Here is a 13368-nt window from a genome sequence, read left to right on the forward strand (position 1 = left end):
GGTACTTCGTCTCAAGACGCGGGAGAGTAGGTCGCCGCCAGGTCTGCAAAACGCATGAAACATAATCTTCTCGACACTGCCAGCCCGGACAGCACGGCGCGCAGCCGTCCCCGGCCGCACGTTCAGCCGACCGAAAACCTTGACGCGGGCTGGAGCAGCCCCGCCCGCCCGCAAGGGGCCGAAGGCCCAAGAGGACGGGCAAACAGGAAAATCCGGGCTGATCGAACATTCGTCCGGTAAATGGTGACGCGGGCTGGAGCAGCCCCGCCCGCCCGCAAGGGGCCGAAGGCCCAAGAGGACGGGCAAACAGGAAAATCCGGGCTGATCGAACAATCGTCCGGTAAATGGTGACGCGGGGTGGAGCAGCCCGGTAGCTCGTCAGGCTCATAACCTGAAGGTCGCAGGTTCAAATCCTGCCCCCGCAACCAAACAACCATCTGAAATACAACCATAAAACATGCCCGCCTCATCGGCGGGCTTTTTGCGTTTCAAGCTCCGCGTCGTCACCGAGTCGTCACCAATAGGGGCAAAATCGGTACTCAACAAAGCTGGGGAAAACCTGGCTACATGCAGCGCGGCGTCTGTGCGAATTTGGGTATCCGTTTCGTTAAACGTCCCGATATCGCTTGAAATCGATCGTCGGATACTTCATCTTCTCCCATGCATCCAGAGGACGCACGGCTTCGCAAGAGGTCGGGCGGACACCAACCGGCTCACTCCAGCACGGTGGTCAAATGATGCGACCCGAAGCGGTAAACATAGGAGATCTTCCGATGTCTGGATTCATGCCTGCTCTTCCCGTTCGTCCTGATATGGTCGGGCGTCTCTCGTCGTCCCCCTTCATGCGCCGCAAGGCTGCGGCCAACTACATTGAAGATCAGTGGGGCATCCCGTGCTCGCCGGCCTGGTTGGCCAAACTGGCCGTTGTTGGTGGTGGGCCGCGCTTCCGCAAAGCCGGGCGCTTTCCGCTCTATGCCATCGAAGACCTCGACCATTGGGCGAGCACACGGCTCGGCCAACTGGTGTCGTCGACGTCTGAGCTGCAGTGAGGGGCGCGACGATGAAAAAGGAACTGCTTGAAATCGCGGATCTGCGCCGTCGGCTGCTGGTCAATGGCTATGAGCCGCTGCCCAACATCGACAAAAGGTGCATGACCAAGAGGTGGTCCAAGATCAACATCGACGAGGCTGCCATTGCCAGGTGGTCGCGCAAGCGTCGCTATCTTGCGACCGGCGTCCGTCTGGGCAAAGGTCTGGCCGCCATTGATCTCGATATCTCGGACGAGACTGCCATGGCGGCCGTGTCGAGGGCCATGGAGGAGAAGCTGCGCGAATTTGGCGTGGATACGGCCAACATGCCAATCCGCGGGACCGACGTAAGCTGCAAGCAGGCCTGGTTTGTTCAGACCACATCGCCATTTCGGCAGATTACGACCGGTTCCTGGGTGCGTCCCGACCAGGATGAAGACGCCCCTAAGATGGTCGTAGAGATCTTCGGTGGGCTTTCCGCACGGCAAATGGGTGCCTTTGGGCCCCATAGCGTTGATGGCTCAAACCAAGTTCAGTCCCGCTATACCTGGCCCACCGGAACGTCCTTGCTCACGGTGGCAAAGGCGGACCTTCCGGTTTTGACGGTGCAACAGTTCCGAGACCTCATCAACGTGGCGAACACGCAGATGGAGGCCCTGGGGTTTGTGCGTGCGTCTCGCCGAGCGCCAAAGCAAACGACCAACTCGCCTGGAGGGACGCAGCGTCGCGTCTATGACTTGACCGAAGACATGCGGTTCGATTGCAACGATGGGGGCACCTACACCCTGGCTGAGCTCAGGGGCATATGTTCATGGCCCCGCTTGCGTTGTTCTGCCACTTGGCTGGACGGGATCAAGCATCAAAACAGAGAACGTTGCCTGATTAGGCCGGATCATCGGGGCGGCGTCTCCATCTACGAAACCGCCGCGGGCGTGACGCATCACGAGGCATCTCTCAAGCCCGGATTATGGGGTCCCGGCAACATTGACCGGCTGAACGACATGCTGCGCCAGACTCAGAAGAAAGCGGCTCAGCACCGGAAGGAAAGTCGCCATGACCAGTAGAGACGAGGATCCATTTACCGAAGCCCTCCACGAGCTTCTCTGGAACCACGCATATGTCCCATCGGAGGATCGCATCTATCCCGTCTCGACGCGGGACGGCTCCGGAGCGATGTCGGTAAAAGCGGCCCGTCAGCTCTACATGCCAAGTTGCAAGGTCGTTGTGGGATCGAGGGGTGGCGAAAAAAAGTTCAATCCGGTTGACGCCTGGTTGTCCAGTCCGGACCGGATTGCTGTAAGTGGCGTCCGGTGCGCGCCTGGAAAGCCGTCACCGCTCTTCGAGGACGGGGAGGGCAACCGGTGGATCAACACGTTCCGTGCGCCTGATTGGCAAGGAGCAGGCACAACGAGGCCGTTCGAGCGGTTAATGGAGAGCCTGCTTCCTGTTCCTGTAGAACGCAAATGGTTCCTGCAGGCCATGGCGCATAAGCTGCGCCATCCGGAGGTTCCGGGACCTGCGATCATCTTCGTTGCTCAGAACCATGGCACGGGCCGCGGAACCCTGTTCGATATCCTGCGACGGTTCTGGGGTAACGCCGCCACACGCGAACTGCCATTCTCCACATTCACCGGTAAGACCTACCAGAGCCAGTACAATGAATGGATGGTCGGGACCGTGATGATCTTCATCAATGAGAGCTCGGAAGCCTCTGACGGGTCGACCTACCGCACACGGAGCAACACCTACGAGCACCTCAAGGAGACCGTTGACCCGAGGGTCAGGAGTATTCAAGTGCGCGTGAAGGGTCGAGACAACTTCTGGGCTGAGACGAACACCTCGTTCCTGATTGCCACAAACCATCTCGATGCGCTTCCGATCCCGGACAATGACCGGCGCTTTGCGATCCTGACCAATGGCGAAAAGCTGTCGGCGGCATTGGCAGCGGAAATCCGGGAGTGGATGGTTCATGATGGCAACATGGCTGCTCTAAACGACTATCTGGGGTCCATCGACCTGGCGGGGTTTGATCCCTATGCGCCGCCCCCGAGCTTTGCCGGCCGGCAGACGATGGTGGCGGCTGCGAAGTCTGCTCTTGATGAAGCCGTTGAGGCGGCGATCGCAGAGTTCCCGGCTGATGTGTTCACGCTGGAGCAAGTCGTGGACTGGATCAGAGCCAATTGGCCTTCGAGCGACCTGCCGCACGCTTGGCAGCAGACGGTTCGCCGCATGATCCAGTCGCACTATGTCCGCGTGGGCAAGAAGCACCAGACAGGCTACTATGTCATGATCGATGGCAAACGTCGCGCTGCCTATGCCAAGACGCGTGAAGCCGCGGCGAGGTGGAGGGGTGATGCCCGTCTGCGTGCGGCGATCGAGAAAAACGACGCTGTCATCGACACAGCCACCGCTCAGTTCTCCAACAGCTTGGCTCGCCTGGCGCGCAAGAACAGCGCCGTGATCGGGCCCCCCGCCGCCGGGCGCTCTGGAAAAACCGAGCGGCCGAACTGAGCGGAGAGCGGTTGTTGGTTGTCGCTTGGGTTGGAAGGGCTAAGGCTTTGTGTTTCTTGGCTATTCTGCTTCAGGTGACAACCTGACAACCTGACAACTGAGCTTCTATAGGTTATGAAAAGGAACTTGTTTAATGTGTAGAGCTCTTTGGAAAACAGGTTGTCAGGTTGTCAGGTTGCAAGGCGCCTCGCAAAAGCGCCCGATAAAACGGCGGCGCTCGTGAATTGAAAGGGCGGTTTTAAGCTGGTTTATCAAGGGGTTTCGACAAATGGGCGGCTATGGATCGGGAGGCTGGAACGCATCGGGGCGGCCGACAACCGCTGACGTGCCATGCCTGAATGTGACCCGCTTGAACCGGCTTGGCCTACTGACCGGGAACCACGAAGGTACCCTCAGGTGGCACACGCCTTGGCTCGATGAGGCCGCGAACTTCGTGGTGCATGGCGACCGCATCAGGATCGTTCATGGAACGGTACCATCGAGGTACTGCGACGACATCTCCATCGAATGGGAAGACTGCCGATTTGGCGGGCGGCGGCCGTTCTTCGTCTGCCCCTGCTGCGGCCGGCGAACGCTTCACCTCTACCGCATGCCAGGCTTCAAATGTCGGACATGCCATGGGTTGACCTACCCATCGCAGCGCGAGCGCGAGAGCGATCGGGCTCAACGCCGCGCCAACAGGATCCGTGTGCGGCTGGGGGGCGATCCGGGCTGGACCAATATCCCGCCGCGGCCGAAGGGCATGCACTGGCGCACCTATGAACGACAAATCGCCAGGATCGTGGAGGCCGACGCCATAACGGACCGGTATGCGACCGAACGATTTGGACTAACACCATAAGTCCGCGCACTGTGATATCCGGTCGAGGTTGGCGGCGACCGCCGCCTTGGGCTTGCAGTGGTTCTCAAAAACGGTCGTTTTTTGAGCTTCGTTGCGGACTAACAGAATCGCCGTGCCAATCCACCCAAAGCCTTCCGAAAACTGTTTATCGAAACAGCAGTTCCGATTTCGCCCTTCGTATTCGAGTTTACGGAAACCAAACGCTACGAGATCAGAAGGGCATTATCGACCCAAAAGGAATAGGTTCTCAGTCCACGTCCGATTTGCGCCCCCTTCTCGGTCGCTTGCGCTCTCAGAGCCAGTTCCTGAAACCGGTCATTCGACCTGCTGCGGATGAAGGTCTTGATTGGGCGGGAAACTGTCGTTGGGGGTGCATCTCCTTTGCTGCCATTTGATCCCCATAGCAGACATCGGCAGCGGCAGGCCTAAATGCACATCCTGAGAGGAGCGCAGCCATTTGCTGCGAGCCTAACGGCCGAGACGGCGTTTGCGGCGGCTCGGTGGAGCCTGCCGAGGTACGAGGCTAGCGCAATAGAGCCCCCCGGATGCTTACCAATGGCCTCAGGCTACTGCATCCTTGTTGTGATTTGGGCGACCTAAACCCACATGCTGACCCAAATCTTGTACAATACAATCATGGTGAGTGTTTACCCGATTCGCGGAATCTCCAGAGCGCATTGGGTGATCTACGGCAAATATTTGAATGCTACAAAAGAAAGGCGAGAAGCTCATCTCTAAACCGCGGTAGCGCTATGGAAGAAGATGAAACAACTGATCTGCCTAGTTTTGATGAAATTTTCAGTCACATACCATTTTTTGGGGTGGGCGGGCTCGATCTAAGATCAATCTACAATGAGCACAAAGATGCCCTATCCGAACTGTCCTCGTTTGATCCTTTGCGGCTTGCAGCCAGTTTTGGCGGGCTGCTGACACAACCCGACCTGCAAAGCAATTGCGTCCGCATCGAAGCGCTGGTTCATCTTGCATTTGCATTGGGCGACGGAAACAGAAGCCCAAACAGAAAAATTATCGGCAGGCTTTTTCATGTGCTTGGTGAAGGTTGGACTGGGCGGTCGGAGGACCCGGCGGAGGATGTCTTTGTTTCGCTCGTTGCAAGCCCTAGGGGAAACTTTCGAATATTGGAGGGCGTGTGGGAGGCAGCGGGTTTCTACACGCAGCGGCTCATCAATGCTCTTGAATCAATACCCGAGGAGGGACCCTATCTCACTTTGCGAAATCACGCCCACGCCCTCTTGGCTCTTTCAGATGCGGTATGCGAGCGGGCCGGTCTGACGAGAAACATGACGGGTAACGCAGTGCCGGCTGATCGTGTGGCACCTGGTACGCTGTCTCGTTTGTCGTCGATAAGGAGGCTTGTTCGGTTCTCCGAGCAGGAAATCGCCGATCTAGGGATCGACCCAGACGATCTTCTTGCTTTCGGGTTTGATCCCGCTGACCGTCAAAGGCTTATGTCAAACCGTATCGGCCACTCGATCCTTGAGCGTTATCCTGTTGCGTTTCGAAATGGTCAGTATTTCTTGCTGCTGCCGACAGCGGTCAGCGCTGCGCTGCGCCGACTTATTGTTGAGTTCATGGAGTCACATGATCTTCGAGAATCATTCGCCGCGACCTTGGCGCAGGAATATGCGCGGACGTTTTCCTCGACGCCCTTCCTTGGTGGCCGCACCGGAGCGCCTGTTGAGTTCAAGAGGACCGATCACGGCGCACTCGCGGGCGTCATGCATCAACCGGATGCGGGTTTGTTTGTGAATGTCGTTCTTTACAGCGATACGCTCCAGAACTTCAGTGAAGCAGGTCTTGTAGGACTTTTCCCGGATGAAAGCGAAAAGGGGCTTGGTGAAGACATCAATCGTTGGATCGATCACGCTTACGAAGCAGCCAGAAAATTTGAAGGGTTTCGCGAGGGCATCACATTGGTCGTCCCGTGCGGAATTGGGCGCGGATCGATCGATGTCGTCGAGCACAAAGAACGGGCAAACTGGCGGGTAGAGTTCATCAGCATTGAACAGCTTTGCACGCTAAGTTGGATTCCCGACTTTAACGAGCTTTCGCTTTGGCGGCTGTTCGAAGGGCAGCAGCGGTTGGCTGCACTCGGCGTTGATCTGCAAAACACCAACGGCTTGCTTAACACCGTCGCATGGGCACGTTCGCTCGGAGGTCATCTGGTGCCCCATGCGGATCTACCTGAGGGCTTTGGCGGAAACGATGCCCACGACTTCTTGTTGATTGACCAGAACAGCTTGCTGAAGACGCGGCAACAAGTGGCGGAAACATGGGATGTTCACGTCTGCAAGGACATGCGGGGGCAATGGGTTCGTGTTCGAAAGGACGGTCAGTCGTTGTTCGAGGAGGACAATGTAAGACCCTTTTACATTGCAGAAGACGATACGGACACTCGTTGGCCTATGGGCGTATATGAAACGCCCCAGCGCAGCTGGTGGATTCGCCTTGAAACTGGACAGGAGACGACCGGCTATTTCGCCTCGGAGCGTTTCAAGATGCTCCGAACATGGGCCTGCCTGCTAGTTCCAGCCGTGGAAGCGGCGTTCGCCGATCTGCCAACGGGGGCGCTGCTCTTGAGTTTTGAGTTTCAAGGAAACGTCGGTGATCGTACGGCTGGCGGTCAGTCGGATTTCATGTCGCTGGACGAGACGCTGAAGGTCGTTGACGTTCAAACAGAAGGAGCAACGGTCACGGTGACCTTGCAGGAGGGCTTCGAGCAATCAATTCGAAATCCAACCAATGTTGCTGAGCACGCTCTTGTGCAGCGTACTGTTGAGGGAATAGCAGACCTAGCAGGCGTGAATTTGAGTGAGGCGGAGTTAAAAATACTCCTGAGCGAAATCATCCCGAGCCCCGATGCGCGCCAAAGCCACGCCTTCATGGCGCGGGACTTTAGGGACTTTGTGCGCGGTTATCTCAGACATCCCGTAACAAAAATCGACAATGATGATGCCGCGACGATTAAGCTCGGGTTGGGATGGCGTGTCCAAGATCGCGAAAAAGGCGGAGACATCACCGGGCGCAGGCAATGTACCAAGTTCCTGAATGCAATTGTTCAGATACTTGAGGATGAAGTCTGCTCGGAACTGAGGCGCTTTGATCGGACTTCAATGATCAAGATAGCGATGCTCAACCATGAGCGCGCTGCCTCGGATCGCGAGGCCTGGCGACGAACGGCCCGTGCGGTGCTGGCTCTGCATCGAGACAAAGGCGAAGCAAAGCGCGTAATCTTCGAAAACGAGGCATCACTTAACGCGGTTTTTCAGGCCTCACGGCTCTTAATTGAGTTCGCGGTTTGCGAGTGCCCAGTGTCGGGTGGGCTTAAGCCGGGAGAAAGAGACCTCTCTCGGGTTATGGCAAGGATCATGATGATATGCGGCATGGGTGGATGGTCCGATGCGATCCACTGGGAGGCTATGGAACCCGTAATTCGGATTACGCCTTTGGGCGACATTCATGCCAACGTGACATTCCAAGAAAACGTTCTTGATCCCTATGGGCGCGCCTCCACTGAAAGGATGGTTCAGCACACCATGGATGGTTACGAGAAATACCTAGTCGAAGATGAGCCAACGGAAACTGTTGAGCGCGAGATGGATGCCGAGTTTTGGGATGCGTTTGGTGATGAATATGGCTGCTCATTTGATACGGCAAGAAAGTTCGTCGATTTTGTTGAAAATACCGGGCTCGAGAGGAAAAAAGCAGTGTTCGTTTGTAAGCGAAGCGAACTCATGAACGCAAAATCAGAGGACGGAGACCTTAACGCCGCGGAACTGGAGGCACTCATCTCGTCGCTTACGCTCATGGGACGCAGTGCTTGGCGCGACGTGCCAGAAGGTTTTGAGGCGAAAGATATCTTTCCTTGGCGTTTTCGCCGACGGCTTTCGACTCTGCGGCGTCCCTTAGTTGAGATTGACAATGCAGATGACGATCCGTCGATGCTCGTGGCTCCGGGTTTAGTGCGCGATGCATTCGCTTATACGATCACAAATCTGTACCAGGGTGACTTTCCGGCTTCGCAGTTGTCGCCGAAGATGGCTCGTTGGGCCGGAAAAGCGATGCACCAAATGCGATCGAAATTCTCGCAGGAAGTTGCTCGAAGAATGACTGAATTCGGCTGGGAAACTGAATACGAGGTCGCGCTCACAAAACTGCTAGGTAAGGGGCTGGATGCTGACTACGGGGACATTGATGTCCTGGCTTGGGAGGTTTCTTCTGGCCGAGTACTTCTCATGGAATGCAAGGACCTCCAGTTCCGCAAGACAGACGGCGAAATTGCTGAGCAACTGTCGGATTTCCGTGGAGAGCTAAATCGAGACGGAAAACCTGACCTACTTTTGAAGCATCTGCGACGTGTTGAGGTAGTGAGCAAGGAATTGGATCGGGTTTCAAAGTACACGGGTATCTCGACACCTCGAATCGAAGGCCATTTGGTGTTCAAGAATCCCGTTCCAATGAAGTTTGCCTGGGATCATATGGCCGAAAGGATATCGCTTTCATTGGCAAGCGAGCTTGATCAAATCTGAATGACATTGTGATGGACGAAAACGTCAAGACCGCCTGATCATTGGTCAACCCAACCCGTTGACCCGCCCCCCCGAAGGTGATTTGCTTGTGTCTGGGTTGCCTGTCGGGCACGATTGAAACGGTCAATTTGTCAGAATTACCGTCACCTGTTTATGTCTGGAATGCTGCTGCGAGCAGTCGTCGTTGACATCGCCAGCCGATGTCCGCTTCGGGCCGGAAACGCCAGTGTGGCCACTGCGGACGAATGTCGGCTTGGCCCAATCGCCACCAATAACCAGACCGTCTCCTCACGGCCCCCATTCGGCCGCTCGTTAGCGTCGGCTTAGATTTGTGCCGTTGGTGCTTGCGGATTACAGCACGCGCGAAGTGGCCACCAGAACCGGTAACTTTTCGTTCCCGAAAGAACCGGACACTGGAAACCAGCTCGCGAAGGTGCCAACCTGTCGATGGATTTTGATGACCAATCAACGGATTTCCGCCTTCGGTAGGGGCAACATGAAACCTGAAGACCTGCATCGATACGTCTCCGAGCACATGCGTATGTCGCACGTGTATCAGCCGGTGATGCTGCGGGAATTGCTTGTCTCGGGTGGCGAGGCAACCGTCGAACAGATCGCCAAGGCGTTACTTTCGCATGACCGCTCACAGGTCGAGTATTACGAAATCCGAACCAAGAGCATGGTGGGTAAGGTCCTCACGAACAACGGTGTCGTCGTCCCGGTCAAAGAGGGGAACCGAATCGTAGGGTATCGATTGAAACACCTGGTCGAAATGGACATCGAGGATCGAGACCGGCTGATTGCAGAGTGCGAAGCCAAGATCGCTGACTACATCGAACGACGCGGCAGTAACATCTGGCAGCACCGCTTCAATGCGACGGGGTATGTGCCCGGTTCGATCCGATACGAAGTCCTCAAGCGCGCCAAGTACCGCTGTGAACTATGCGGCGCAACAGCCGAAGACATGGCCCTTCATGTCGATCACATCGTCCCGCGCAACAGGGGTGGTCAGGACGACCTGAGTAACTTTCAGGCGCTCTGCATCACGTGCAACACAAACAAGCGCGACCAGGACGACGCGGACTTTCGTGGAGTGGCAGAAAGCTACGGGCACCGCGAAGAGGGATGCATTTTCTGCGAGGTTCCCGCGGATCGCGTGATTGCTGAGAACGAGCTGTGCTACGCGATTAGGGATGGATTTCCAGTCACACCACTGCACACGCTGGTCATCCCGAAGCGGCACGTGCCCGACTACTTCGACCTCTTCCAACCCGAACTGAATGCGATCCGCCAAATACTGGATGATCTGCGTTCAAGTATTCAAGACGATGACCCAACCGTCTCCGGGTTCAACGTTGGTGTGAACGCCGGGGCGTCTGCTGGACAGACAATCTTTCACTGTCATGTGCATTTGATCCCGCGCCGAGACGGCGACGTTCCCAGCCCTCGTGGGGGCGTGCGGGGCGTCATTCCCGGGAAGCAATCCTATTGAAGAAATATCGGTGATGGTGACCAAGTCATATTTTGCAGCAAGCGTTCCAGATTTTCTGGCTCGATCGACGGAAGATATCCTCGGTCGTATGGCGACGCGGGTAGGCTCTGAATACAGCGGGAGCGAGACCCAGCAAATCCGTGCTTGGCGCATTCAAATCGACTTGTTGAAAAACGCCCTGAGAAACGTAGCCAGCGATCGATGGTGCATTCTTCTTGAGTTACCGCTTCTGCGGTTAGGGCGACGCATCGATACCATCATTTTGATCGGCGACGCGGTCGCCTGCGTAGAGTTCAAGATTGGGGCAACGAGTTTCACCGGCGCAGATGTTGACCAGGCAGTCGATTACGCCCTCTGCCTACGAGACTTTCATGCAGCCAGTCACGGCAAGCGCATCGTCCCAGTGCTCTGCAGCGAACAGGCGCGCAGGGCCCAACTGCCCGAGAATATCGCCTTCATCGATGATGTGAGCCAGTGCATTCGGACAAATGGCGAAGGTCTTTCGCGCGTTCTCAATGCGATCGAGGACAAATCTGGGGGGGGTCAGATCGACTGGCAGTCATATGACGCCGCAAGCTACAGTCCAACGCCTGATATCGTAGCGGCGGCTCGCAACCTGTATGCCGGACACTCAGTTAAAGAGATCGGCCGCGCGGACGCGACGGCTGAGGCGTTGGAGCGAACAGCCAACAGATTGAAGGAAATAGCTGAAGAAGCGCGCAATGAGCGAAAGAAGGTGGTCTGTTTCGTTACAGGTGAACCTGGCTCGGGAAAGACGCTCTTGGGATTGGATTTGGTGTTCTCAGGAACTGCCGGCCGTGTCGCTGGTGAACCCGCGGCCCTTCTGAGCGGTAACCGCCCTTTGGTTTATGTCCTTCAGGCGGCGATCGCAGAGGATGCGCGTCAACGTGACGGTATCAAGGCGGACGAAGCTAAGCGTAGAGCGCAACAAGCACTTCAGACTCTTCTGGGGTATCTGAAAGATCATGCCGACGCAGACACCCACCCACCAGAAAACGTTATCGTATTCGACGAGGCGCAGCGCGCGTGGGATGCAGAAACCGGTCTGAAGTTGCTCGGGCGAGCAAAATCAGAGCCTGAGTTGTTCATGGAGATCATGGGGCGTCTCCCCTGGGCGTGCCTAGTTTGCCTCGTGGGTGCGGGACAGGAAATCAACCGAGGCGAAGGAGGTCTCGCCCTATGGGGTGAGGCACTCGCAAGACATGGGGACTGGACTGCACATATTTCAGAGAGGGCATTGGCTGCAAGAGAGGGCTTGCTTGGGTTCTTTGATATCGCGTCTGACGCAGACGTATCGCTTGTAAACGACCCGGATCTGCATCTGAACTCGAACCTCAGAGCGTATCGTAACAATCTCCACGGTGCTTGGGTTGCTGCCTTGTTGGACGGCGACATTCAAACCGCGCGCGATATAGCATCCGAGATGGAACACGCTCCCGCCTTTGTGACGCGCGATCTTTCAGAAATGAAAGCTTGGCTGAAAGTGCGGCGTCGAGGCGACCAGCGCGTTGGGCTGCTCGCCAGCAGCGGTGCAACGCGTCTCGTCGCTGAAGGCGTGCTGCCTTCGCCTCGTTCCGACGATCTCGGCACTGTCGTGCACTGGTTCCTCAAACCTGAAGGGGACTTCAGATCCTCGAACGCGTTAGAAACGCCACTTTCTGAGTTCGTGTGCCAGGGTCTTGAAATCGACTACGCAGGTTTGTGCTGGGGCAATGACTTGATCTGGTCCGGTGAAGCGTGGGTTCCGAGAAAGATGCGCGCGCCCAACTGGCAACTTCTTCGAAAATATGTAGAGCAACAGTATCGCATCAACACTTACCGGGTTCTGTTAACCCGCGGGCGTGCTGGGACAGTGATTTATGTCCCTGAGGGCGATGAGACGGACAGTACTCGAAGACCGAAAGATTTCGATGGCATTTTCAATGTGCTCATTGCCGCGGGCTGTCAGCGCCTATCATGACGACCAGATCACCAGAAACGACCACAGTAACCGCCGCGGATCATTATTGCGCCAAGGTCCCGCCCGTCCTGCAGCCGGCAACTCCCTATCTTGCGATCGTAGCTCGTGCGACCGTTTAGGTAGCAAGTCAGTATCTGCCCAGCTACAAGCGTCCGCATTCGAGCCGTCGCGCGTTCACCCGCGCTGGTTCCCGACTCGGCACAATCAAGAGAGCCGAAACGGATAGGGATCCCAGATACCTCGATCGTGTCGCCGTCCCGCACATGGGTTACGCGTCCGACGATTTCCTGGCCGCTGGAGATAGCCACGACGGGACCAAAGTATTCCGGAAAACGTTCTGCGCCAATGTACATGAAAACAAGACCCAGCGTGATGGCGATGATTGCCAGTCCGATAGCCGGTTGCCATCCACGTCTTCGGCGTTGTCCAAACCCATGGCCGTTCGGTCTACGTGACCCGTGAGCGTTCTGTTGCTTCGGTTCACCATATTTGCCCGTCAGCTTCATGAGGTGCCGGAACTCCTTGTCACTCAAAAAGGTCCGGGATCCGTACTGATCGAGCTTCGCCTGCATATCGCGGAGAAATTTTCGTTCCGCATCTTTCAGCGCGGTTGATACCAGCGCAAGTCTGATCGCGCGTTGAATGTCATCGAACTTTTCTCGTGAGAAATGCATAGTATAGCAGTAGAAATATGGCGAACGAGGCAGTCAAGTCACTGAGGCTCTTCATTAACACGTGACATGCCACTGGATGACAATTCAATGGCATGTCACCGGTTCTCCAGGGAACCCGCCCAAAAGCAGACACGCAACAATCGACCCCTAAAGCCGCCTGCGCGGTCGCTGTTCTGCAACCATCTATCCGGGCCGCATCTAGCAGACGATCTTGTCCATCGAAGCCATGGCCATGGTTGAGGAACTCGCCAAACCGATCCGACTGAATGGGTACGCATTGTGTTGGTGAGG

Annotated in this window: 7 protein-coding genes, 1 tRNA gene and 1 riboswitch; of the genes, 7 read left to right on the plus strand and 1 reads right to left on the minus strand. The window is 56.4% G+C overall.

Translation table 11 applies throughout. The features are described 5' to 3' along the window. The first annotated feature begins 351 nt into the window (after positions 1–351). The 7 genes from ACLB6G_RS09445 to ACLB6G_RS09475 all read left to right on the plus strand — a co-directional run bounded on the left by ACLB6G_RS09445 (position 352) and on the right by ACLB6G_RS09475 (position 12403). Positions 352–428 (plus strand) — tRNA-Met (locus ACLB6G_RS09445). A gap of 229 nt (positions 429–657) precedes the next feature. Continuing rightward, positions 658–770: riboswitch (SAM-I-IV-variant riboswitch) on the plus strand. A 3-nt stretch (positions 771–773) separates the two neighbouring features. Continuing rightward, positions 774–1049 carry a hypothetical protein gene (locus ACLB6G_RS09450; protein WP_410355922.1) on the plus strand — a complete coding sequence of 92 codons (276 nt, stop codon included), beginning with the start codon at positions 774–776 and terminating at the stop codon, positions 1047–1049. 11 nt (positions 1050–1060) lie between these two features. Continuing rightward, a complete protein-coding gene (locus ACLB6G_RS09455) occupies positions 1061–2092 on the plus strand; it encodes a bifunctional DNA primase/polymerase (protein ID WP_410355923.1) in 1032 nt (343 codons plus the stop codon). Then, complete coding sequence (locus tag ACLB6G_RS09460; RefSeq protein WP_410355924.1) at positions 2082–3539, plus strand: primase-helicase family protein; 1458 nt, start codon at positions 2082–2084, stop codon at positions 3537–3539. The genes ACLB6G_RS09455 and ACLB6G_RS09460 overlap by 11 nt, the downstream gene beginning before the upstream one ends. A 1593-nt stretch (positions 3540–5132) precedes the next feature. After that, a complete protein-coding gene (locus ACLB6G_RS09465) occupies positions 5133–8930 on the plus strand; it encodes a hypothetical protein (protein WP_410355925.1) in 3798 nt (1265 codons plus the stop codon). A 496-nt stretch (positions 8931–9426) separates the two neighbouring features. Then, complete coding sequence (locus ACLB6G_RS09470) at positions 9427–10422, plus strand: HIT domain-containing protein (RefSeq protein WP_410355926.1); 996 nt, start codon at positions 9427–9429, stop codon at positions 10420–10422. Positions 10423–10435: 13 nt separating this feature from the next. Further along, positions 10436–12403, plus strand: coding sequence for a DNA/RNA helicase domain-containing protein (locus ACLB6G_RS09475; RefSeq protein WP_410356414.1), 1968 nt, complete (start codon positions 10436–10438; stop codon positions 12401–12403). Positions 12404–12411: 8 nt separating this feature from the next. Here the strand turns inward: ACLB6G_RS09475 and ACLB6G_RS09480 are convergent, their stop codons facing one another. Beyond that, a complete protein-coding gene (locus ACLB6G_RS09480) occupies positions 12412–13077 on the minus strand; it encodes a thermonuclease family protein (RefSeq protein WP_410355927.1) in 666 nt (221 codons plus the stop codon). Positions 13078–13368: the final 291 nt, after the last annotated feature.

This window comes from Zhengella sedimenti (assembly GCF_046506625.1).
Classification (GTDB): Bacteria; Pseudomonadota; Alphaproteobacteria; order Rhizobiales; family Rhizobiaceae; genus Zhengella; species Zhengella sedimenti.

What these genes read in the sequence shown, in the direction of transcription:
- ACLB6G_RS09455 (WP_410355923.1), top strand. Translation starts at nt 1,061, where the DNA reads ATGAAAAAGGAACTGCTTGAAATCGCGGATCTGCGCCGTCGGCTGCTG.
- ACLB6G_RS09450 (WP_410355922.1), top strand. Translation starts at nt 774, where the DNA reads ATGTCTGGATTCATGCCTGCTCTTCCCGTTCGTCCTGATATGGTCGGG.
- ACLB6G_RS09460 (WP_410355924.1), top strand. Translation starts at nt 2,082, where the DNA reads ATGACCAGTAGAGACGAGGATCCATTTACCGAAGCCCTCCACGAGCTT.
- ACLB6G_RS09480 (WP_410355927.1), bottom strand. Translation starts at nt 13,077, where the DNA reads ATGCATTTCTCACGAGAAAAGTTCGATGACATTCAACGCGCGATCAGA.
- ACLB6G_RS09470 (WP_410355926.1), top strand. Translation starts at nt 9,427, where the DNA reads ATGAAACCTGAAGACCTGCATCGATACGTCTCCGAGCACATGCGTATG.
- ACLB6G_RS09465 (WP_410355925.1), top strand. Translation starts at nt 5,133, where the DNA reads ATGGAAGAAGATGAAACAACTGATCTGCCTAGTTTTGATGAAATTTTC.
- ACLB6G_RS09475 (WP_410356414.1), top strand. Translation starts at nt 10,436, where the DNA reads ATGGTGACCAAGTCATATTTTGCAGCAAGCGTTCCAGATTTTCTGGCT.